Genomic DNA, 21,810 nt, shown 5'->3' with positions numbered 1-21,810 from the left:
ACGTGAACCGTCTACACCGACCACGATCCTGCTCTGCCGGTCAAGTTCCCGGTCGTTGACCGCAGTTGTCTCCGTGCTCATGCCTGCCTCCCCGGTCCGTCGGGTGCTCCCAGCCTGGCCCGCGTCGTCGGAACGGCGAAGGGCCGTGGGGTCCCCGTGCCCCGGGACCTATGGCCGCCCGCCCAGCACCTCGCCAACGGCGCGGCCAGCGGTTCCAACAACCCGGCCGCCGACTACCACCTCGTCTACGCCCTGCACCTGATCGCGCTGGCCGCCACCGGAGCCGGCAACACCTGGGGGCTGGGCCGCCGTTGGGCCGCCCTGCCGGTCGTCCGCGACCACTCCTGGCTTCGCTGACCGCCGCTCCCCCACCAGCTCCGCCCCGGTCGGCCGCGCACCCCAGCACGGCCGACCGCCGCATGCCCGGCCACCGGACGGCCTGACGGAAGGCGAAGCCCGGACCGGGCCAGGCGGCCTCCGGGACACGTACCGCCGGCCGCCTCCGGAGCCGCTGCTCAGAACACAGGCAGGCCCTGCGCGGCAAAGGCCGCACGGGCAGCAGCGGCCTGCTCGGCCGTCGTTCCGGGCGTGGCGGCGAGGGTGAACTCCAGTCCCATCGCCCGCCACTTGGCGGCGCCCAGGGTGTGGAAGGGCAGCACATCGACCCGGGTGACGTTGCCGAGCGAGGCAGCGAAGGCGGCGACGCCCTCGACGTTCTCGGCCGGGTCGGTCAGTCCTGGTACCAGGACGAACCGTACCCAGACCTCCTTGCCGAGGCCGGCGAGGCGGCGCGCGAAGTCGAGGGTGGGGGCCAGGTCCCGGCCGGTCACCTGCCGGTGGAGCCGCGGGTCCCAGGACTTGATGTCGAGCAGGACCAGGTCGACGTCGGCGAGCAGCGCGTCACTCGCCCGGGTTCCGAGGTAGCCGGAGGTGTCCAGGGCGGTGTGCAGGCCCAGTTCGTGCTTGAAGCGGTGGAACAGCTCTCCGCTGAAGGCGGGTTGGAGCAAGGGCTCGCCCCCGCTGATGGTGGCGCCGCCGCCACTGGTGTGGATGAACCGCACGTACTTGGCGGCTTCCTGGACGATCTCGTCGGCGTCGGCGCGGCGGCCGTCGCGCAGGCGCCAGGTGTCCGGGTTGTGGCAGTAGAGGCAGCGCAGCGGGCAGCCGGACAGAAAGGTGACGAAGCGGGTTCCGGGGCCGTCGACACCGGTGGACAGATCCCAGGAGTGCAGCATCCCGGCGACCGGCCGACCGGTGACGGCTGCCGCCGGGGTGACCGCGAGCGGGCCGGGCGGGGGGACCTCGGACCAGGCGGGTGTGCTCATGTCGGGCTCCAAAAGAGTGCGGTGCCGGCGCCTCTGGTCGAGGACGGCGCCGGCACCTGGTCGGGGTGGTGGGAGAGCTACAGTGCGTCGTGGAAGGTCCGGTTGACCACGTCGAGCTGCTGCTCGCGGGTGAGGCGGACGAAGTTGACGGCGTAGCCGCTGACCCGGATGGTCAGCTGCGGGTACTTCTCGGGGTGCTCCATGGCGTCGAGCAGGGTGGCGCGGTCGAGCACGTTGACGTTCATGTGGAAGCCGCCGAGTGCCGTGTAGCCGTCCAGCACGCCGGCCAGGTTCCTCACCCGCTCCTCGGGGCTGCGACCGAGTGCGTCCGGTGTGACGGTGTTGGTCAGCGAGATCCCGTCCTCGGCCTCCCGGTAGGGCAGTTTGGCGACCGACAAGGCGCTGGTGACGTAGCCGTGGCGGTCGCGGCCGTTCATCGGGTTGGCGCCCGGGGAGAACGGCTCACCCGCCCGGCGGCCGTCCGGCGTGTTGCCGGTCTTCCTGCCGTAGACCACGTTGGAGGTGATGGTCAGCACCGACTGGGTGTGCTCGGCGTTCCGGTAGGTCGGGTACTTGCGCACCTTCGCCATGAACTGCTCGACCAGCCGTACGGCGATCGCATCCGCCCGGTCGTCGTTGTTGCCGTAGGCCGGGTACTCGCCCTCGATCTCGTAGTCCGTCACCAGGCCGGTCTCGTCCCGGATCGGCCTGACCGTGGCGTACTTGACGGCCGACAGCGAGTCGGCGGCCACCGCGAGCCCAGCGATGCCACAGGCCATGGTGCGCCGGACGTCGCGGTCGTGCAGGGCCATCTCGATGCGCTCGTAGGCGTACTTGTCGTGCATGTAGTGGATGACGTCGAGGGCGTGCACGTAGGTCTCGGCCAGCCAGTCCATCTGCTGGTCGAGCTTGGCGAGCAGCTCGTCGTAGTCGAGGACGGCGCCGGCGATCGGGCCGGTTTCGGGGCCGACCTGCACTCCGGACTTCTCGTCGCGGCCACCGTTGACGGCGTAGAGCAGGGTCTTGGCGAGGTTGACCCGGGCGCCGAAGAACTGCATCTGTTTGCCGACCGGCATCGCCGAGACGCAGCAGGCGATCGCGGTGTCGTCACCGAACCGCGGGCGCATCAGCTCGTCCGACTCGTACTGCACGCTGGAGGTGTCGATCGACACCTTGGCGCAGAACTCCTTGAATCCCTGCGGCAGTTGCGGAGACCAGAAGACGGTCAGGTTCGGCTCCGGCGCGGGCCCCAGGTTGTAGAGCGTCTGCAGGAAGCGGAAGGAGGTACGGGTGACCAGCGGCCGCCCGTCCTGCCCGATGCCGCCGATCGACTCGGTCACCCAGGTCGGGTCGCCGGAGAACAGCTCGTCGTACTCGGGCGTGCGGAGGAACCGCACGATCCGGAGCTTGATCACGAAGTCGTCGATCAGCTCCTGTGCCTGTTGCTCGGTCAGTTCTCCTGCCAGCAGGTCACGTTGGAGGTAGACATCGAGGAAGGTGGAGGTCCGGCCCAGCGACATCGCCGCACCGTTCTGCTCCTTCACGGCCGCCAGGTAGGCGAAGTAGAGCCACTGGACCGCCTCCCGCGCACTCCCGGCCGGATCGGAGATGTCGTGGCCGTACCCGGCGGCCATCTCCTTGAGCTCGCTCAACGCGCGGATCTGTTCGGCGAGTTCCTCGCGCCCGCGGATCACCTCCTCCAGCCGGGCGGGGTCGTGCGGCAGTGCGTCCAGCTCCGCCTTCTCCGCCCGCTTGACCGCGATCAGCCGGTCCACGCCGTAGAGGGCGACCCGCCGGTAGTCGCCGATGATGCGGCCGCGACCGTAGGCGTCGGGCAGTCCGGTGACGATTCCGGCCTTTCGGGCGGCCAGGATCTCGGGCGTGTAGGCGTCGAAGACGGCGGCGTTGTGGGTCTTGCGGTACTCGGTGAAGACCTTCGCCAGCTTGGGGTCGACCGGGTAGCCGTAGGTCTTCAACGCGCCCTCGACCATCCGCCAGCCGCCGTTGGGCATGATCGCGCGCTTCAGCGGGGCGTCGGTCTGCAGACCGACGATCAGCTCGCGGTCCCGGTCGATGTAGCCGGGCGCGTGCGCGGTGATGGAGGAGGGGACATCGTGGGCGACGTCGTACACGCCCTTGCGGCGCTCCTCGGGGAAGAGGTCGGTGATCTGCCGCCACACCGCGGTGGTGCGCCCGGTCGGGCCGACCAGGAAGGAACCTTCGCCCTCGTAGGGGGTGTAGTTGCGCTGGATGAAGTCCCGTACGTCGACGGTGTGGCGCCACCGGCCGGCGTGGAATCCGTCCCAGGCGTCCAGGATCCGTTCGTGCTGCTGCGTGGTCATGTCGTGTGCTCCCGTCGTGCGGTAGGTGGGGTCAGGCCTGGTCGCCGTAGTAGGCCTGACGCATCAGCCACTGCATGTCGGCGAGCATCGGCATGCGCGGGTTGGCCGGGGCGCACTGGTCCTCGTAGGCGTTCATCGCCTGCTCCGGCAGGGCCGCCAGGAAGGCGGCCTCGTCGACTCCTGCGTCCTTGAACGACCGCGGGATGCCTGCCCGGTCGCGCAGCTGCTCGACCGCACGGGCCAGCGACTCGACGCCCTGCTCCGGGGTGTCTGCAGGCAGGCCGAGCGTCCTCGCGATCTGCTGGTAGCGCTCCGGCGCCACGTAACTGCCGTACCTGGGCCAGCCGGTGACCTTGGCCGGGGACGAGCCGTTGTAGCGGATCGCGTGCGGCAGCAGGATCGCGTTGGTGCGGCCGTGGGCGACGTGGAAGGTAGCGCCGAGGGTGTGCGCCATCGCGTGCACCACGCCGAGGAAGGCGGAGCCGAAGGCCATGCCGGCGATGGTCCCGGCGTTGTGCAGCTTCTCCCGGGCCACCGGGTCGGTCGGGCCGTCGGTGACGGCCCGCTCCAGGTACTCGAAGACGAGCCTGACGCCCTGGAGTGCGAGTCCGTCGGTGAAGTCGTTGGCGTAGACCGAGACGTAGGTCTCGATGCAGTGCGTCAGCGCGTCGAAGCCGGTGTCGGCGGTGACGCCCTTCGGCAGGTGGGTGGTGAGTGCCGGGTCGCAGATGGCGACGCTCGGGGTGAGCGCGTAGTCCGCCAGGGGGTACTTCTGGCCGCTCTCCGAATCGGTGATCACCGCGAACGGGGTGACCTCCGAGCCGGTGCCCGAAGTGGTCGGGATGCAGACCAACGTGGCCTTCTCCCCCAGGTCGGGGAAGGTGAAGGCGCGCTTGCGGATGTCGAAGAACTTCTCCTTGAGGTCGGCGAAGTCGACCTCCGGGTGCTCGTACATCAGCCACATCACCTTGGCCGCGTCCATCGGCGAACCCCCGCCGAGCGCGATGATGGTGTCCGGCTGGAAGCCGCGCATCAGCTCGGCGCCCTTGCGGACGGTGTCGATGCTCGGGTTCGGCTCGACGAAGTCGACCACCCGCACCTCCACCGGCTCACGGCGGCGGTCCAGGATGCCCCGGATCCGCTCCAGGTGACCGATCTCCACCATGGTCCGGTCCGTGACGACGACAATCCTGTGCGCGTTCGGCATGCTGGCCAGGTACTTGACCGAGTTCCGCTCGAAGTAGATCTTCGGCGGGACCTTGAACCACTGCATGTTGGTGTTGCGCCGCCCGATCCGCTTGATGTTGAGGAGGTTGAGCGCCGAGACGTTGCCGGACACCGAGTTGTGGCCGTAGCTGCCGCAGCCGAGCGTGAGCGACGGGGTGAAGGCGTTGTAGACGTCGCCGATGCCGCCCTGCGAGCTGGGCGCGTTCCAGATGATCCGGCAGGCCTTGACCGCGTGGCCGAACTCCTCGACGAACGCCGCGTCCTCGGTGTGCACCGCGGCCGAGTGGCCGAGCCCGTTGAACTCGACCATCTGCTGGGCCAGTCGGACACCCTCGGCCCGGTCGGCGGCGCGCAGCACCGTCAGCACGGGGCAGAGTTTCTCCCGGGTCAGCGGCTCGGCGGGACCGACCAGCTCGGCCTCGACCAGGATGATCGAGGTGTCGGCGGGCACGGTGAACCCGGCCGCCTGCGCGATCAGCGCCGCGGACCGGCCGACCACGGCCGCGTTCAGCCGGTCGAGGGCGCACGAGGCGCCGTCACCCGTGCCGAACAGGTGACGCTCCAGCAGCGCCTTCTCCTCCGCCGTGGCGAGGTGCGCCTTGAGCCGGCGGAACTCCGCGATCGCCGCGTCGTGGATCTCGGCGTCGAGGATGACGGCCTGCTCGGAGGCGCAGATCATGCCGTTGTCGAAGGACTTGGACAGCACGATGTCGTTGACGGCGCGGCGCAGGTCCGCGCTCCGCTCGACGTAGGCAGGCACGTTGCCTGCGCCGACCCCGAGCGCGGGCTTGCCGCAGGAGTACGCGGCCCTGACCATCGCGTTGCCGCCGGTGGCCAGGATGGTGGCCACGTCCGGGTGGTTCATCAGCGCGCCGGTGGCGGCCATGGACGGCCGGTCGATCCACTGGATGCACTGGGCCGGGGCACCGGCCGCGACCGCCGCGTCCCGTACGATCCGGGCCGCCTCGGCCGAGCAGCGCTGCGCGGCGGGGTGGAAGGCGAGGACGATCGGGTTGCGGGTCTTCAGGGCCAGCAGGCACTTGAAGATAGTGGTGGAGGTGGGGTTGGTCACCGGCGTGATGCCGGCGACGACGCCGACCGGCTCGGCGATCTCCACGATCCCGTCGATCTCGTCCCGGTGCACCACCCCGACCGTCTTCGTCCGGCCCATCACGTGGGTGACGTTCTCGCAGGCGAACACGTTCTTCACGGCCTTGTCCTCGAAGACCCCGCGCCCGGTCTCCTCGACCGCCAGCGCCGCGAGCCCGGTGTGCTGGGCGAGCGCGGCCAGCGAGGCCTTCCTGACGATGTGGTCGACCTGCTCCTGGGTGAAGGAGGCGTACTCCGCGAGGGCCGTCAGGGCCCCGGCCACCAGGGCGTCGACCGCACCCGGGGCGCTGTCCGGCTGCTCGGTCGGCGCTGCCTGTGGCGCTGGGGCCTGTTCGTGGGAGTTCTGGCGGCGGGGCATCTGGGATCACCTTCCGGGTCGTCGTCATGGGTCGGCCGCCTGCGGCTGTCGCGCGGTCCGGCACGTCTCCGAGCCTTCCCTGTCAACTGGTCTCAGGGGAGCGGCGGTTGGGGCACTGTCGCGGGACCAAGGTCCCGGGTGCGGTCGAGCGGGTGGTCCCACCGCAGGCCCGGGGCCGTCGGTCCGGTGACGGACCGGTGCCGTCGTCAGGTTTCGGGCACCAGGACCAGCGGGCAGCCGGTGTGGTGCAGCAGGGCGTGCGCGACGGGCCCGAGCCCGCCGCCGGAGTCCCAGGGCCGCCGCCCGAGGACGAGCAGCCGGGCCTTCTGCGAGGCTTCCACGAGCAGGCTCCCTGCCGCCGCCGGTTCGGCCTCGACGGTCACCCGCACCTCGGGGTAGGACGCCGTCCAGCGGGCCAACAGCGTTCTGGCAAACTCGCTCTCACTGCGGCGCAGTTCCGCACGCCGGTCAGCCGGTGCCGTCAGCTCGGGCGGGAAGGCGTGCAGGACGCGCAGGGGCAGGCGGTAGCGCCGCGCGGCATCGAACGCGAAGTCGAGAGCAGCCGCGCCGGGTCGGCGGCTGTGCAGGCCGACCACGACCTCCTCGCGCGGCGCGGGGCCCGCCGCCACACTCGGCACCACCACGGTCGGGCAGCTCGCCCGGGGGGCGACCCGCAGCGTGGTGGAGCCGACCCGCAGGCCGTGGAAGCCGCCGTCGCCGCGCGCCGCCAGGACCAGCAGTTCGGCGTCCTCGGCTGCCGCCACCAGAGCGACGGTGGCCAGGTCGTGGATCTCCTCGGTGTGCGCACACACCTGCGGATGCCGCACGGCCACGGCATGCTCGGCCTCGTGGAGCACGCTCGTACCATCCAGGACGGCGGCACGCCCCTGCCTGAGTCGGCTCGGCAGCAGGTGCGGCATGAGAGGCACCGCGTGCAGGATGCGCAGCGGGCGATCGCGCAGTGCCGCCTCCGAGGCGGCCCAGTCGGCTGCGGCCAGGCTCGCCGGGGAGCCGTCGACTCCGACGGTGACGGGAAGGCACATGATCGTCAACTCCCTCCTCGGGGGCGCGGGACCGCGCCTGCCACCCAGCGTCACAGCGCGGTCGTGCCCCACACAGGGCCGACCGGGCCAGACCCTCCGCTCCTGTCCGGGACCTTCGGGCACCCCCGCCCGACTTCCGGCGGGGTGCCAGAGGCTGCCTGCCGACCAGCGCAGGCGCGCCATCTGACGGCGGGGAACGAGCGGAGCCGGGAGCGGCCCCACGCCACTCCCGGCTCCATGTCGATCCGGCCCGCCCCCACGACGGACCGGGAGCGCGACCCGCGTACCTCGGACGGTTCGTCAGACGCCCTCTCCCGTCCGCTTCAGACTGTCGTGCGGGCGGCCTGCGCGCCGAGGGCCGAAGGTCCCGGCTGCGGCGCCAGGGGGCCCGGACGGCCGGCCCTCGGGGTGGTGACGACGGTGGTGCCGGTGGTGCCGCTCAAAGTCCCCAGGGCGTCGTCGAGCGGGCCGATCGCGGCCAGGCCGCCCGTGCGTTCGGCGCAGGCGGCTGCGGCCCGCGCCTTGGGCCGCATCGAGCCCTCCGACAGGTCGAGCGCGCGCAGCTGCCCGGGGGCGGCCCACACCAGCGGGGCCGGGTGGGCGGCACCGAAGTCCGTGAAGAAATGGGTGACGTCGGTGAGGATCAACAGGGCGTCGGCGCCGAGCTGTTCGGCGAGCAGGACGGCGGCGAGGTCCTTGTCGACGACGGCCTCCACTCCGCGCACCCGGCCGGTGTCGGCGTGGCGGACCACGGGCACACCACCGCCGCCGGCGCAGATCACCACGGCTCCCCCGCGCAGTGGTTCGCCGATCGCGCGCGTCTCGAGGAAGGCCAGCGGTGGCGGGGAGGGGACCACGCGTCGGTGGGCAGGGCCGTCGGGCAGCAACTGGGCGATCCGCTCGTGCCAGGTCTCGGCGGGCTCGCCCATCGAGACCCAGACGTCGGTATAGAGCTAGTCGGCGCCGGCCCACCGCACCGCCCCGTGACAGGGACCTCCGTCCCTCCTGCGGACGCCGCCCGTCCCGACCGGAGGCCCGAGGGTCCCGCCACCTGCCGAATCGCCTGACGCGGCCTCAGAGTGCCTGGGGCGGACGGGGGCAGGGACCTCCGGCCCACCCCGGCGGTCCTGTCGGTCCCTGGGCGCACCAGGGCGGCCGCCCGGAGAGTGGTCGGGCAGCCCGCCAGCCCACTCGGCAGCACCGAAGGAGTACGACCATGTCCACCGCACCCGTTCCGGCCCGGGCCGCAACCCCGATCCGACCGTGGCACCGGCACCTGAGGCGAGCCGTCGGGGTCGAGCGGAACCCGCTGAGCCGTCCGCTGGACCGTGCCCGCAGCCGCGCGCTGCTCGCCGCCGTCCTCGGTGTTGCGCTGTCGGTGCTGCTCGGCACCGGCACCGCTCTGGCCGACCTCAGGCTCGCCCAGCACCACTCCACGGCAACGCTCAGCCGCCTGCACCACGTCGAGGCCGTACTGCTCGGCCCGGTCCGTGGGGTCTCCGCGCCACACTCGTTCGCACCGCCTTCGTACCAGGCACAGGCGGCCTGGACGTACCCGTCCGGACAGCCCCACACGGCGACCGTCTCCCTGCCCGGCCGGGCCACGGCCGGCTCCACCACCCCCGTCTGGGTGGACGACGCCGGCACCCTCGCCGTCCCGCCGCCCACCGGGGCGGACACGACCGCCGACGCGATCTGCATCGGTCTGTTCACACTCGGCTGCCTCTCCGTTCTGGTGGCCACCGGCCTCGGCCTGCGCCTGCGCACCCTCGATCGCCGGGCGGACCGCTCCTGGCAGCGGTCCTGGGAGCGGCTGGAACCGCTCTGGACCGGCCGAGCCGCCCGCAAGCCGGGCACCACCGACCCCCGGAACCGCTGAAAGGCCGTATCGGTCTGCGAGAATCGACCAGCTGGGGGTCGGAACGAGGAGGACGCGCATGGGTGGGGACGAGACACGGTCGCGGATTCCGCACCTCAGACTGGACGAGCTGCTCGAGGAACTGCAGGCCCGGATCGACGCCGCCCGTGGGACCCGGGACCGGGTCCACAGTCTTCTGGAGGCGGTGCTCTCGGTCGGCCGGGAACTCGACCTGACCCAGGCGCTGCGTCGGATCGTCGAGGCGGCCGCCGTGCTGGTGGACGCCCGCTACGCCGCTCTGGGAGTGATCGGCCAGGACGGGAAGACCCTCTCGCAGTTCCTCACCGTGGGCATGTCCGAGCAGGAGATCACCGCGATCGGGCCCCACCCGACCGGCAAGGGCCTGCTGGGTCAGCTGATCCACCACCCGGAGGCGCTGCGGCTCGGCGACCTCTCCTCGCACACCGCCTCGTACGGATTCCCCGCCAACCACCCGCCGATGCGGACCTTCCTCGGCGTGCCCGTGCGGGTCCGCGAGGAGGTGTTCGGCAACCTCTACCTGACCGACAAGCGCGGCGGCGAGGACTTCGACGCCGACGACGAGTCGGTGATCGCGACGCTCGCGGTCGCCGCCGGCGTGGCCATCGACAACGCCCGCCTGTACGAGGAGGCGCAGCATCAGCAGCGCTGGCTGGCTGCGAGCGCGGAGATCACCCGCAGCCTCCTCTCGGGCAGCTCGCGTGAGCAGGTGGTGGAGCTGATCGCGCAGCGGGCCCGGGAGATCACCGGCGCGGAGCTGGCCGATGTCGTGGTCCCGGAGGAGGGCGGCGAGAGGCTCCGCCTGGAACTGGCGCTCGGCGGCAACGCGCACGCCCGGCAGAACATGGTCGTGCCGGCGCAGGGCACCCTGTCGGGAACCGCCTGTGCGCAGGGCTCCCCGGCGACCACCTCCGACCTGGCCCACGATGCGCGGCTGCCGGCCGATCCACGGCGCTCGGAGGGCCTGGGCCCCGCCGTGGCGGTCCCGCTCGGACGGACGGCGGGGCACATCGACGCGGTGCTGCTGCTGGCCAGGTCGGCGGGAGAGGCGGAGTTCACCGAGCGGGAGATCAGTCCGCTGCTCGGGTTCGCCGACCAGGCGGCCCTGGGGCTGGAACTGGCGGCACGGCGTCGTGACGCGGAGCAGCTGGCGATGCTGGAGGACCGGGACCGGATCGCGCGCGATCTGCACGACCTGGCGATCCAGCGGCTCTTCGCCACCGGGATGACGCTGCAGAGCGCGGCCCGGTTCATCGACCACTCCGGCGCCTCGGACCGGGTGCTTCGGGCCGTGGGCGACCTGGACGAGACCATCAAGATCATCCGCTCGACGATCTTCGGGCTGCGGGCCCGGGACGAGGGCGCTTCACAGGGACTGCGGGCGCGCGTGGTGCGGGTGGTGGAGGAGGCTCAGGCGGCCCTCGGCTTCGCACCGAGGCTGAGCATGGAGGGGCTGCTCGACACCGACGTACCGGGCGAGGTCGCCGACCACGTGCTCGCGGTCCTGGGTGAGGCGCTCAGCAACGCGGCCCGGCACGCGCAGGCCGCGCGGGTCGAGGTGGTGCTGCAGGCGACCGGCAAGGAGGTCGTGCTGACGGTGCGGGACGACGGCGTCGGCGTGCCCGAGCAGGGGCGGCGCAGCGGGTTGCGCAACCTCGCCGAGCGGGCCGAAGGTCTGGGCGGCGCGATGGAGTTGACGGGCCCGGCGGACGGCGGCACCAGCTTGGTGTGGTCCGTACCGCTCGGTCGTTGACCCAGGAGCGGTGTCACTCCACCCGGACGTCGGCGGCGGGCAGGGTACGGCCGGCCACCAGTTCGTTCCGGATGCGGACGGACACCAGGCCCGTGGGCTCGGCGGAGCCGGGGTGGGCGAGATCTTCGACCACGTCGGCCCGGCCGAGGACGGTCACGGTCCAGCCGCTGCCGTCCGCCTCGTCGACCTCGCTCACCTCGAAGGCGACCAGCGCTCCGGAGATCGCGCGAACCAGCTCGGAACCGGCCGCAGCGCGGAGCAGCACGCTGCCGTCGCCGGCCAGGCGGTAGCGGACCGGCAGGACGGCCGGCAGAGCGCCGACGGTGTAGACGACGCGACCCAGCGACCGCGCGGCCAACAGCCGCTGGCACTGCCGCTCGTCCAGCGTGGTGTGGTCGGGTGTCATGACATCGATCCTCGTCCCCGGCCCGTCCCGACGGGAGGGGCCCATGGTCCTCACGCCCGGGCCGGGTGGCCCTCTCGGCGGTACTTCCGGTCCCGTCGCCGGACGGGCGGCCCAGGTGTCCGGGAGCGCGGGGCTATCGGCCGCGACGGCTCGCGGCGAGCTCGTGGGCGGCCAGCGTCTGGGTCGCGATGACCGCGGCCTGGACACGGCGCTCGACGCCGAGCTTGGCGAGCAGCCGGGAGATGTGGTTCTTGACGGTCTTCTCGGCGAGGTAGAGCCGCTGCCCGATCTGCCGGTTCGTCAGCCCTTCGCCGATCAGCGTCAGGATCTCCTGCTCCCGCTCGGTGAGCTGGGGGAAGGCCGGGGCCTGCGGAGCGGCGTCGCCGCGCAGCCGGGCCATCAGCCTGGTGGTCGCGCCGGCGTCGAGCATGGACTGCCCGGAGGCCACCGTGCGCACGGCGGAGACCAGGTCGGTGCCGCTGATCTGCTTCAGGACGTACCCGGCGGCACCGGCCATGATGGAGTCCAGCAGCGCCTCCTCGTCGTCGAAGGAGGTGAGCATTAGGCAGGCCAGCTCGGGCATCTTCGACCGGAGCTCCCGACAGACCGTCACTCCGTCTCCGTCGGGCAGCCGCATGTCCAGCACGGCGACGTCGGGGCGGAGCGCCGGGACACGGGCGAGTGCCTGCTCGACCGTGCCCGCCTCGCCGACCACCGTGAGGTCGGGCTCGGCGTCCAACAGGTCGTGCACCCCTCGCCGGACGACTTCGTGGTCATCGAGGAGGAACACCTTGATCGGGGCGCTCCGCTGCCGTGCTGCGCTGTCCGCCATGAACATCTCCGAACTCTGGGGCCGCTGCCACAGCGGGAGGAATGAAGCCTCAGGTAGTTTCCCGGATGTGCCGACTCTCCCCTAGGGCCGGATGGCCCTTTCTTTCGTCCGGTGCCGCCGGGACCTGCGTCTCCTGATCCATCCGGCGGGGCGGGCGCTCGGAACGGCCCTGACGACGGTGCCCTCACGATAGGCGTCGGTCGGCTGCCGCCGCCGTGCCGGTACACCATCGCGATCACCCCCCGGCTCTGCCTCCCGGTCCGTCCCGCCGCGCCGCAGCGGGGCCGGTAGGGGTTCGTCGGTCCCTGGTCACCGCCCATCGGGCCCCTCCTCCCAGGAGTGCGCCGGGAGACAGTGGAGGGAAGGGGGCGGGCGGGCTGGAAAGTCCGGTGGACGGCGAGGTGCTGTCGGCATCTTCGGCAGTCGATGAGTCCATGGTCACCGGCGAGCCGATGCCGGGCACCCAGCACACCGGGGCACCGTGATCTGAGCGACCGTCAACGGCACCGGGTCCCTGCGGCGAAGGCCGACTCTGAGCGACCGTCAACGGCACCGCGTCCCTGCGGGTGCCGGCGGCGAAGGCCGACGTGGACGCGATGCTCGCGCATCGGCGCGGCCAGGCCCACTGTGGTGGTCGAATCGACCGCTTACCGTCTGCCGGACTGGCCCGCGACCACAGTGGCGTCCATGACCGTCGACTTGCTCGAGTCACCGGACGCGGTGTTCAGGTAGGTCTTTCACCGGGAGCTCAGATTGTCACCCAGCCTGACAGCTCACCGCCATGCCGGGTGCGGGCGGCTCGTGGGTCGGTGCGGTAGACGAGGGTCCGTGCATGGGTGAGGTGGTTGACCGGGAGCACGGTGGGGCTGGGCTCGGTCGGCAAGGCGATGCGGCCGATGCCACGGGCCCCGATCCGGTCCCAGCACTCGTCCTCGGTGAGCCGACGGAGACCCCGAACACGCGCTGTCGCCCGTCGTCGGGCTACGGGGCAGGGGCAGGTCCACCGGCATGCGCCTCGGCTCCGTACCCCACGGTCTGCTCCACCGGGCCCACTGCCCCGTCGTCACCGTCCCCCGCACGCACCGACCGGACGCTGCCACGGACCGTCGGTGTCTCGCCGGGAGTTGGGCAGACCGCGGCAGTGCTGTCCAGGACGGACCGGCCGCAGGGGCACCGAGCATGCCGTCGAGGGCCGCCCGGCCCTGGCAACGGGCAACGTGTCACCGTGGTCAGTGGCGGTTGCCGAGGGCGAAGAGCAGGATCACGAACCCGGCGAACAGGTGGGTACCAGCGACGTAGATCGAAGCGCGGACAAGCATCGCCTTGCGTTTGGCCTTCTCGTTACGGACCGCGTCACTCATGGTCGGTGCTCCTCGTCCGGGTCGGCGTGACCCTGAGCCCGGAAGGGAAACGCAAGAGCTTTCCTTCCAGGCGCGAGGTCCAGCACGCCGGCCGACTGGAGTTGCTTGCGGGCGTAGGCGATGGCCTCCGGCGTGTTGGCGAACACCCTGCCCTGGTCGCGCAGTTCATTGAGTACGCCGAGGGCGTCCAGGGTCTGGAGGTGCTCATCACGCACACCGGAGACCAGGACCTGGACGTGGCGGCGGCGCAGTTTGTCGATCGCGTCGCGCAGGATCAGGGCACCGGTGGCGTCGATGGCGGTGACGCGCGACAGACGCAGGATGACGACCTTGACGATGGTGGTCTCGGCGAGCTGGAGCAGGAAGCGGTGGGCGGCGGCGAAGAACAGCGGGCCGTCGATCCGGTACGCGGCGATGTGCTCGGCGAGCAGCGCCTGTTCCTCCTCGTGGTGGTCGGCGGATGCCAAACCCTCGTACAGCGGGACCTGCTGGAGGCCGGAGGCGCGTGCGATCTGACGCAGTGCCAGTACGCCTGCCACGACCAGTCCGACGATGACGGCGGTGACCAGGTCGAAGGCGAGTGTGGCGCCTGCGGTCAGCGCGAGTACGGCTGCCTCGCCGCGTCCGCTGCGGGCCAGCGCGCGCAGGGACGCTACCTCGACCATCCGGACGGCAGTGGCGATCAGTACCCCGGCCAGCGCGGCGAGCGGGATCCCCGACACGAGCGGGGCGGCAGCGAAGACCACCACCGCCAGCACCGCGGCGTGCACCAGCGCGGCCAGCCGGGAGGCCGCCCCGGAGCGGACGTTGACGGCGGTACGGGCGATCGCACCGGTGGCCGCCACGCCACCGAACAGCGGGGCGACCAGGTTGGCCAGGCCCTGGCCGAACAGTTCGCGGTCGCTGTCGTGCCGCTCCGCCACGCTCATCGCGTCGGCGGCGGTCGCCGACATCAGCGACTCCAGCGCGGCAAGCGCCGCCACGGCCAGCGCCGCCGTGACCAACTGCGGAACAGCTCCCAGGTCCAGGAACCCCAGTGACGGCGCGGGGAGCCCGGCGGGCAGGTGCCCGATCGTCGCCACGTCCAGGTCGGCGAAGGTAGCGACCAGTGTCGCGCCGACCACCGCGAGCAGAGAGAACGGAGCCCCCGGCCGCAGCCGGGCACCCGCCAGCATCACCACCGCCACCCCGGCCGCGAGCGCGAGCGCGGCTACGTTCGGATGGCTGACGAAATCGGCCACCGCCTCGAACGCGGTGACCACCACGCTCTCCGCCCTGCCGGGCGTTACCCCGAGGGCAGCAGGGACCTGCTGCAGGCCGATCACTCCCGCGATGCCGAGTGTGAAGCCTTCCACCACTGGAGCAGGCACATACGCCATGAAGCGCCCCGCCCTCGCGATCGCCAGCGCGATCAGCAGGACCCCTGCCAGCAGACCCACCGTCAGCACCCCGGCAGCGCCGTGCCGGTGAACGATCGGCACCAGCACCACCGTCATCGCTCCGGTCGGCCCGCTCACCTGGAAGTTGGAGCCGCCGAATATCGCGGCCAGCGCACCTGCCACCACCGCCGTGGCCAGCCCCGCTTCGGCCCCCGCACCGGAAGCCACTCCGAAGCCGAGCGCCAACGGCAGCGCCACGATCGCCACGGTCAGCCCGGCCAGCAGGTCCCTGCGGGGAGAACGGCCCATCGAGGCCAGCACCTGACGGTCCGGCAGCACGGCCCGCACTCGCCCCCACCCCCGAACCACCAGGGCGGCCCGTCCCGGAGTGCTCATGCGCTCTTCGCCCCGGCGCCCGCGCTGCGCAGCTCGGCCAGCAGCTCGCCCTGATCGGTGATCATCTCGGTGAGGATCCGGCGCGCGGCCCGCAACAGCTCCGCCACATCGGGCGTACTCAGGGCATAGACGACCGTATTGCCCTCGCGGGTGGCCGTCACCAACTGGGTACGCCGCAGGACCGCGAGCTGCTGGGACAGACTGGAGGGCTCGATCTCGATTTCCGCCAGCAGGTCGCGCACCGGGCGCGGACCGTCCTGCAGGATTTCCAGTACCCGGATTCGGGCCGGATGACCGAGCGTGCGGAAGAACTCCGCCTTCGCCTGGTACAGCGGGACCGCCATCAGCTCTCGCCTTCCTCTTCCTCCGCGACGTGCGGCATCCGCACGCCATGACGGGCCGCCATCCGCGACAGCCCGGCCACCCGGCCCGCATACGCCTGCTCTACCGCCCCGCCGTCGACTCTACTTTCTGGAACAAGCATCTATGAATGTGAAGACTTCTTCAAGTAGTGGCCGACTCCGGCACCGGGAGCGAAATGCGCGGTGGCAGTGCGCCGGATGGCACCCCGGGCCCAGAACCAGCACAGTACGGCACCGGCCCACCCCGAGGGGCCATCCAGGCACCCGCACAGGGATACCCCACGGGGTAAACTTGCCCGGAACGACCACACTCTGGGGGCATCGAAATGCAGGTAGACGACGACTCGGTCGGCGCGGTTCTCAACCGCCTTCGCCGCGCCCAGGGCCAGCTCGCCGGTGTCATCGCGATGATCGAGGCCGGGCGGGACTGCAAGGACATCGTGACCCAGCTCGCGGCGGTCTCGCGCGCACTCGACCGGGCTGGGTTCAAGATCGTGGCCAGCGGCATGCGCCAGTGCCTGGCCACCGCCGACGGTGACGCCCCGCCGATGAGCGAGGCCGAGCTCGAAAAGCTCTTCCTGGCCCTCGCCTGACACCTCCGCAACGAGCCGCGACCTGAGACCCGGCGGCCACCTCGCGGCGCACCCGCACATCGAACAGGCGCAACACCTCGCGCAATGCCTCCCTCCGGCGAATGCTGACGTATTCTGGATATACCCCCAGGGGTATCTTGAGGGCGAGCGGTAGACATCGAGGCGTCTGCCGACAACCCAGAGGAAGGCGCACCGGTACTCGACGTACACGAGACGTCGCCATCCCCACCCTCCACGAACGGAGCTCAGCATGGACTACGGGATTCCCGTCACCCTCGACCTGCCCTTCCCCGACGCCGTTGGACGGGTGCGCGCCGCACTCGCCGAACAGGGCTTCGGGGTCCTCACCGAGATCGACGTCCGCGCCACGATGCAGGCCAAGCTCGGTGAGGAGATGGAGGACTACCTCATCCTGGGCGCCTGCAACCCGGCGCTCGCCCACCGCGCGCTTCAGACCGACCGGCGTATCGGTCTCCTGCTGCCGTGCAATGTCGTGGTCCGCGCGGCGGACGGGCGCATCGTGGTCGAGGTGATGGACCCGCAGCTGATGGTGAGCATCACCGAGCAGCCCGCCCTCGAAAGCGTCGCCGACGAGGCAGCCGCCCGACTGCGCGCGGCACTGGACACGCTCACCGGCTGACCGGCCGGCACCCCTCGGGCCTGCCCACGGCGGGCCCTTCTCTTCGGCCTCAGATATACCCCCACCCGTATTATGCGGCTCTGCCGGGCCGCCCCAGGAACGGAGCACCACGTGAAGCACCCGGGCACCGCCCCCGCCCCACCGTCGGCCCAGGCCTCCGCCGCCCCCCACCCGGAACCGACCGGCCCTTCGGGCCTGCTCGGGCGACTGGGCGCCTGGTCGGTGCGGCACTTCAAGGCCGTCCTGGCCGGTTGGCTGCTGGTCGTGATCGGGCTCGGCGCGTTCGCTCCCCAGGTCACCGGCGCACTGTCCGGCGCCGGCTGGCAGGCCAACGGCTCGGAGTCCGTCAAGGTCAGGCAGGTCGCCGAGCAGCACTTCGCGGGCAACGCCTCCACCGCCCTGCAGATCGTGGTCACGGCCGACCGGCCGATCGGTGACCCCGCCGTCCAGCAGGTGATCACCAGGGCGAGCGGGATCGCTGCTGCCGACCCCCGGATCTCCACCGTCGTCCCGCCGCAGCCCGGCGCCACCATCAGCCAGGACGGCCGCACCGCCATCCTGCTGGCCGGCGCCAACGCGTCCCCCGACGACATGGTCCGCGCCGCCGACGACCTCAAGGGACCGCTCAACGCCGTCTCCACCGACGGGATCACCGTCCACGCCACCGGTGCCTCCGTGCTGTGGAGCGACTTCAACACGGCCAACCACGACGCCATGATGAAGTCCGAGATCGTGTCCTGGCCGGTCACCCTCGCGATCCTGGTGCTCGCCTTCGGCTCGCTGGTGGCGGCAGGACTGCCGCTCCTGCTCACCATGGCCGGGCTCGCCGCTTCCGCCGGCTCGCTCGTCCTGATCAGCCATCTGTTCCCGGTCTCCATCTGGGCGATGAACTTCGCCATGATGTTCGCCCTCGCGCTCGGCATCGACTACGCGCTCTTCCTGGTGGTCCGCTTCCGAAGTGCGCGGATGGGCCGATCGCTGTCCGGTACCGAGGCGGTTGCGGAAACCATGGATACCGCCGGCAAGGCGGTCCTGCTCTCCGGGGCGACCGTGTTGGTCAGCCTGTCCGCCGTGATGCTGGTCCCGTCCCCGGCGTTCCGCTCAATGGCCGGCGGCATCATGCTCGCCGTGCTGTTCGTCCTGGCGGCCACCCTCACGCTGCTGCCCGCGGTCCTCGGCAAGCTCGGCCCCCGCGTCGACGCCCTCGCCCTGCCCTGGGTGAAGACCGGCGAACACCGCTCCCCCCGCTTCGCCGCCTGGGGCGAACGCCTGTGGAAGCACCCCTTCCGGTACGGCGCCCTGGCGCTGGCCGCCCTGATCGCGCTCGCCGCGCCGGTCATCGGCCTGCGCACCGCGATGCCGTCCATCACCGTCATCCCCGCCCACGACAGCGCCCGCGCCGGATACGCCGCCGTCCAGGAAGCGTTCGGCCCCGGCGCACCCGGCACCCTGCAGATCATCACCCCCAGCGGGCAGGCCGCCTCGCTCGGCGCGCAGATCGCCCGGACGCCCGGCATCGCCGGCGTGATCCCCGCCCAGCCGGCCGCCGACGGCTCCGGCTGGTCGATGATCCAGGCCATACCCTCGGTCGACCCGTCCAGCCCGCAGCTCGGCTCCACCGTGGACACCCTGCGGGCCGAACTTCCGCACGACGTCCTGGTGGGCGGCGCGGCGGTCGAGAACCTCGACCTGCAACACCTGCTCACCGAGAAGACCCCGCTGGTCATCGGCGTCGTCATGGGCCTCGGCTTCCTGCTGCTGCTGGTCGCACTACGGGCTCCGCTGATCTCCGCGCTCGGCACGCTCGCCAGCCTGTTGTCGACCGGCGCCGCGTTCGGCGTCGCCCGGCTGGTCTTCCAGGACGGCCACGGCGCGGGACTTCTCGGCTTCAAGCCGCAGGGCTTCCTGGACGGCTGGGCGCCGGTGTTCTTCTTCGCGATGATCTTCGCGATCGCGATGGACTACACCGTCTTCCTGCTCGCGTCCGCCAAGGAGCACTACGAGCGCAGCGGTGACCCGAAGGAGGCGATGGTCGGCGCGCTGGCCCACTCCGGGCGGGTGGTCTTCGCGGCGGCCGGCGTCATGGTCGCGGTGTTCTTCACGTTCGCGCTGTCCGGGCCGCTGCCGCCCAAGGAGATGGGCATCGTCCTCGGGGTGGCCGTCCTGCTGGACGCCGCACTGGTCCGCCTCGTCCTGCTCCCGGTCATCCTCCGGCTGACCGGACGCGCCGCCTGGCACACCCCGGCCTGGCTCGACCGGGTCCTCCCGAAGATCTCCTTCTCCCACGGCTGAGCCGCCCGAACCGCCGGTGGCGGGAGCGCTCTTCAGGGCCCCGCCACCGGCGGTTCCGCAGCGCTGTCGGGCAGGACCGTCCGTCGACAACCGGCACGCAGGCAGACCAGCGGCAGGTGGACACGGACCGGGCCGTGCCGGGAATCCCGGCACGGCCCGGTCGAGCGGCATCCGCCGCTCGCTCAGCGGCGGCCCAGCAGCCTCGCCAGGAAGCCTCCGCCCCTGCCCGCGCCGTCACAGCTACAACGGTCGCCCTTGCGAACTCCGGCGAGGACCTGCTCGACGTGCATACCGCACCCCGCGTAGGTGACCTTGCCGCAGGCACGGCACGTAGTACGTCGGCACATCACAGAACTCCTAGTGCTCCGGTCGGATCCCGATCCTTCAGAGACCCAATATACCCGTGGGGGTATTGGATGCCGCAGGTGTGCAACGGTCTCGGCCCTCGCGCCCGCTGCCTCGCCCTTCCGCATCCGTGCGTCGGTCCACCCCACTCCGAGCGGCGCGGGTCGGCCCGGTCGAGGTCGCTTCGCCCGGCCGGGGAACCGTATGCCGTCGGCCTCCCGTGCCCTGCACGTGGTCCGTCCGCGGGCAGGGCACGGGAGGCGGCCCGGTCGGCGGCCTTCGCCTACTCTTCCGAGTCCGGGTGCGGATAGTGGTGAACCCGGGCATCCGGCCCGGGGAAGACCTCGGTCACCCGGCCGGTGTCCGACCAACGCACGTCGTACGGCGGACTGCCGTCCGGATGGTGCAGCGCCACGATCTCGCCATCACGGCGCGCTGTTCCTGGGCGGGTGCCCTCGACGATGATCCGGTCCCCTACAGCGGCTTTCATCTCGTACTCCCAACCTGTGCGGGGCGTCGGGGTCCCCACCCGAAGCCTGCCGCCGGGCCCTCGTTCGGCCCTCGCACTCCCATCACACCGCGCACGCGCGCAGCTCGCCAGGTCCAGCCGGTGCAGCAGTGCGCACCACCCGCGGCCGACCGCGTCGATGTCGGCCGCACCGAGCGGCAGCGGGCGGCGGTCGCGGCGGCATGGCTCGGCCAAGCCCTGGTGTCTGTGCTCATGTCTGCCTCCGGACGGGTGCCTCCAGCTTTCGTGGTGAGGCCGGTTCAGCGCCCTTGTTGTGGGCTGGACCGGCCCTGACGGTGGGTCCGAACGGCCCTGTGCGGACATCCGCCCGGGGCGGACAGTGTGAGTACGGGACCACCACCGAGGAGTGAGGACCATGCAGCACCGCACCGTTCACGACGTCATGACCCACGAGGTCGTCACCGCCCGGCCCGACACGCCGTTCAAGGAGGTCGCGGCGCTGTTCCACCGCAACGACATCACCGCGATCCCGGTCGTCGACGACGAGGGTCGCCCGCTCGGCATGGTCTCCGAGGCGGACCTGGTCCGGAAGGAAGCCGTCCTGGCCGACCCCGAGGGTCGCACCCCGGGGCGGTGGCTGGACGCTCACGACAGAGCCCGCGCCGAGGCCGAGACCGCCGGTGGGCTCATGACCAGCCCGGCTGTCACCGCCCACGCCGACTGGTCCATCCCCGAGGCCGCCCGCGCCATGGACAAGCACAAGGTCAAGCGACTCCCGGTGGTCGATGAGATCGGGCGGCTGGTCGGTATCGTCAGCAGGCGCGACCTGCTCCAGGTCTTCCTGCGCCACGACGCCGCGATCCGCGACGAGATCAACCACGACGTGCTCGGCCAGACACTGTGGCTCGCGCCGGGCGCCGTGCAGGTCACCGTGCATGACGGCGTGGTGACGCTCACCGGCCGCCTCCCGCGCAAGAGCCTGGTCCCGATCACCGAGCAGCTGTGCCGCGCCGTGGACGGCGTGGTCGCGGTCCACCAGACCCTCGACTTCACCGAGGACGACACCCACCTCCGGCTCGAACACCCCCAGGCCTACGGCACCGGCCCGCGGCGATGAATGGGGCGGCTCCGCCCGGCCTGGCCAGGAAATGACGTTCTCTGCCGCGGCGACGTGCTGCTCGACGGCGGCGAAGCTGTTGGGGTGACGGAGACGGAGTCGATGCCGGCCTGGACCAGGAGGTCGGTGAACCCGGGGTCGTCGGGAGCCAGGCCATCGCGTGGATCAGCAGGTCCTTCGTCACCGCGCGTCAGACCTTCCTCCTTCATCACCGCGAGCACCTGGTCCGCCTCCTGCGGGATCCGGCAGAACGGGACCATCACCACGCCGTTGGTCAGACCCGTCTCGTCCCGGGCCCTGCGCGGCGCCCTGACGTCGCTTGCCCCCACCACCACCGGTCCGGACAGCGGGACGCCGGGATGGTTCCCACCCCCCGAGCCGTGCGGTCGACGAAGCAGGAGGACTGATCCGGGTACCCGGCGGTAGCAGGTCGACCTGTCCGTGGTCGTCGTCGGAGAGCCGCTCCGGGTGCACCAGCGCCATGAGGCGAACCCGCACCTGATGGGCCACCATGGACTCGATCCGGGCCAACCACGATCCGGGGCGTTCGGCCGCAGGGGCGC

Annotated in this window: 17 protein-coding genes and 3 pseudogenes; 8 read left to right on the top strand and 12 right to left on the bottom strand. The window is 71.6% G+C overall.

All coding sequences use genetic code 11. The features are described from left to right. Positions 1-171 precede the first annotated feature (171 nt). Positions 172-357, top strand: a pseudogene (locus ACKUU6_RS28650) (hypothetical protein); the annotation flags it as partial. 158 nt (positions 358-515) lie between these two features. Here the strand turns inward: ACKUU6_RS28650 and pflA are convergent. The 5 genes from pflA to ACKUU6_RS28625 all read right to left on the bottom strand — a co-directional run bounded on the left by pflA (position 516) and on the right by ACKUU6_RS28625 (position 8,334). Beyond that, complete coding sequence (pflA, locus tag ACKUU6_RS28645; protein WP_407991462.1) at positions 516-1,325, bottom strand: pyruvate formate-lyase-activating protein; 810 nt, start codon at positions 1,323-1,325, stop codon at positions 516-518. A 77-nt stretch (positions 1,326-1,402) separates the two neighbouring features. Then, positions 1,403-3,667, bottom strand: coding sequence for a formate C-acetyltransferase (gene pflB / locus ACKUU6_RS28640; RefSeq protein ID WP_407991461.1), 2,265 nt, complete (start codon positions 3,665-3,667; stop codon positions 1,403-1,405). Positions 3,668-3,698: 31 nt separating this feature from the next. Then, positions 3,699-6,362: a bifunctional acetaldehyde-CoA/alcohol dehydrogenase gene (gene adhE / locus ACKUU6_RS28635; RefSeq protein ID WP_407991460.1), complete on the bottom strand. Its 2,664-nt coding sequence runs from the start codon at positions 6,360-6,362 to the stop codon at positions 3,699-3,701. A gap of 206 nt (positions 6,363-6,568) precedes the next feature. Next, entirely contained in the window at positions 6,569-7,405 is an 837-nt protein-coding gene (locus ACKUU6_RS28630) for a universal stress protein (protein WP_407991459.1), read from the bottom strand. Positions 7,406-7,728: 323 nt separating this feature from the next. Continuing rightward, positions 7,729-8,334 carry a hypothetical protein gene (locus ACKUU6_RS28625; protein WP_407991458.1) on the bottom strand — a complete coding sequence of 202 codons (606 nt, stop codon included), beginning with the start codon at positions 8,332-8,334 and terminating at the stop codon, positions 7,729-7,731. A 287-nt stretch (positions 8,335-8,621) separates the two neighbouring features. On the opposite strand from ACKUU6_RS28625, the gene ACKUU6_RS28620 reads away from it, so the two are divergent. Together ACKUU6_RS28620 and ACKUU6_RS28615 are read left to right on the top strand one after the other, a co-directional pair. Continuing rightward, positions 8,622-9,284 (top strand): hypothetical protein, encoded by a 663-nt coding sequence (locus ACKUU6_RS28620; RefSeq protein ID WP_407991457.1) that lies wholly within the window; start codon positions 8,622-8,624, stop codon positions 9,282-9,284. 58 nt (positions 9,285-9,342) lie between these two features. Next, positions 9,343-11,055 (top strand): GAF domain-containing protein, encoded by a 1,713-nt coding sequence (locus ACKUU6_RS28615; protein ID WP_407991456.1) that lies wholly within the window; start codon positions 9,343-9,345, stop codon positions 11,053-11,055. 13 nt (positions 11,056-11,068) lie between these two features. Here ACKUU6_RS28615 and ACKUU6_RS28610 read toward each other — a convergent pair whose 3' ends face one another. From ACKUU6_RS28610 to ACKUU6_RS28600, 3 genes and pseudogenes are all read right to left on the bottom strand, one after another. Further along, on the bottom strand, positions 11,069-11,461 hold the full coding sequence (locus tag ACKUU6_RS28610; protein ID WP_407991455.1) for a pyridoxamine 5'-phosphate oxidase family protein: 393 nt from the start codon (positions 11,459-11,461) through the stop codon (positions 11,069-11,071). A gap of 133 nt (positions 11,462-11,594) precedes the next feature. Then, the gene (locus tag ACKUU6_RS28605; RefSeq protein WP_407991454.1) at positions 11,595-12,293 is read right to left on the bottom strand and encodes a response regulator; all 699 of its coding nucleotides are present in this window, start codon (positions 12,291-12,293) and stop codon (positions 11,595-11,597) included. 748 nt (positions 12,294-13,041) lie between these two features. Then, positions 13,042-13,215, bottom strand: a pseudogene (locus ACKUU6_RS28600) (pyridoxamine 5'-phosphate oxidase family protein); the annotation flags it as partial. 32 nt (positions 13,216-13,247) lie between these two features. Here ACKUU6_RS28600 and ACKUU6_RS28595 point away from each other — a divergent pair. Beyond that, positions 13,248-13,367, top strand: a pseudogene (locus tag ACKUU6_RS28595) (universal stress protein); the annotation flags it as partial. A 155-nt stretch (positions 13,368-13,522) separates the two neighbouring features. Here ACKUU6_RS28595 and ACKUU6_RS28590 read toward each other — a convergent pair. From ACKUU6_RS28590 to ACKUU6_RS28580, 3 genes are read right to left on the bottom strand one after another with little or no spacing between them, the layout of a single operon-like run. After that, a complete protein-coding gene (locus ACKUU6_RS28590) occupies positions 13,523-13,654 on the bottom strand; it encodes a DUF6126 family protein (protein WP_407991453.1) in 132 nt (43 codons plus the stop codon). After that, positions 13,651-15,429, bottom strand: coding sequence for a SulP family inorganic anion transporter (locus ACKUU6_RS28585; protein ID WP_407991452.1), 1,779 nt, complete (start codon positions 15,427-15,429; stop codon positions 13,651-13,653). The genes ACKUU6_RS28590 and ACKUU6_RS28585 overlap by 4 nt, the downstream gene beginning before the upstream one ends. Further along, entirely contained in the window at positions 15,426-15,773 is a 348-nt protein-coding gene (locus tag ACKUU6_RS28580; protein ID WP_407991451.1) for an ArsR/SmtB family transcription factor, read from the bottom strand. The genes ACKUU6_RS28585 and ACKUU6_RS28580 overlap by 4 nt, the downstream gene beginning before the upstream one ends. A gap of 344 nt (positions 15,774-16,117) precedes the next feature. Here ACKUU6_RS28580 and ACKUU6_RS28575 point away from each other — a divergent pair, with 344 nt between their 5' ends. The 3 genes from ACKUU6_RS28575 to ACKUU6_RS28565 all read left to right on the top strand — a co-directional run bounded on the left by ACKUU6_RS28575 (position 16,118) and on the right by ACKUU6_RS28565 (position 19,316). After that, positions 16,118-16,384: a metal-sensitive transcriptional regulator gene (locus ACKUU6_RS28575; protein ID WP_407991450.1), complete on the top strand. Its 267-nt coding sequence runs from the start codon at positions 16,118-16,120 to the stop codon at positions 16,382-16,384. A 250-nt stretch (positions 16,385-16,634) separates the two neighbouring features. Next, positions 16,635-17,024, top strand: a complete 390-nt coding sequence (locus ACKUU6_RS28570; protein WP_407991449.1) for a DUF302 domain-containing protein — start codon at positions 16,635-16,637, stop codon at positions 17,022-17,024. Between the two features lie 111 nt (positions 17,025-17,135). After that, positions 17,136-19,316, top strand: coding sequence for an MMPL family transporter (locus tag ACKUU6_RS28565; protein ID WP_407991448.1), 2,181 nt, complete (start codon positions 17,136-17,138; stop codon positions 19,314-19,316). Between the two features lie 628 nt (positions 19,317-19,944). Here ACKUU6_RS28565 and ACKUU6_RS28560 read toward each other — a convergent pair. Then, the gene (locus ACKUU6_RS28560; RefSeq protein ID WP_407991447.1) at positions 19,945-20,151 is read right to left on the bottom strand and encodes a DUF1918 domain-containing protein; all 207 of its coding nucleotides are present in this window, start codon (positions 20,149-20,151) and stop codon (positions 19,945-19,947) included. A gap of 394 nt (positions 20,152-20,545) precedes the next feature. On the opposite strand from ACKUU6_RS28560, the gene ACKUU6_RS28555 reads away from it, so the two are divergent. Continuing rightward, on the top strand, positions 20,546-21,247 hold the full coding sequence (locus ACKUU6_RS28555) for a CBS domain-containing protein (protein WP_407991446.1): 702 nt from the start codon (positions 20,546-20,548) through the stop codon (positions 21,245-21,247). The last annotated feature ends 563 nt before the right edge of the window (positions 21,248-21,810 follow it).

The sequence above is a fragment of the Kitasatospora sp. CMC57 genome (assembly GCF_045866025.2).
GTDB lineage: Bacteria > Actinomycetota > Actinomycetes > Streptomycetales > Streptomycetaceae > Kitasatospora.
This window is presented reverse-complemented; position numbering and strand designations above follow the sequence as displayed.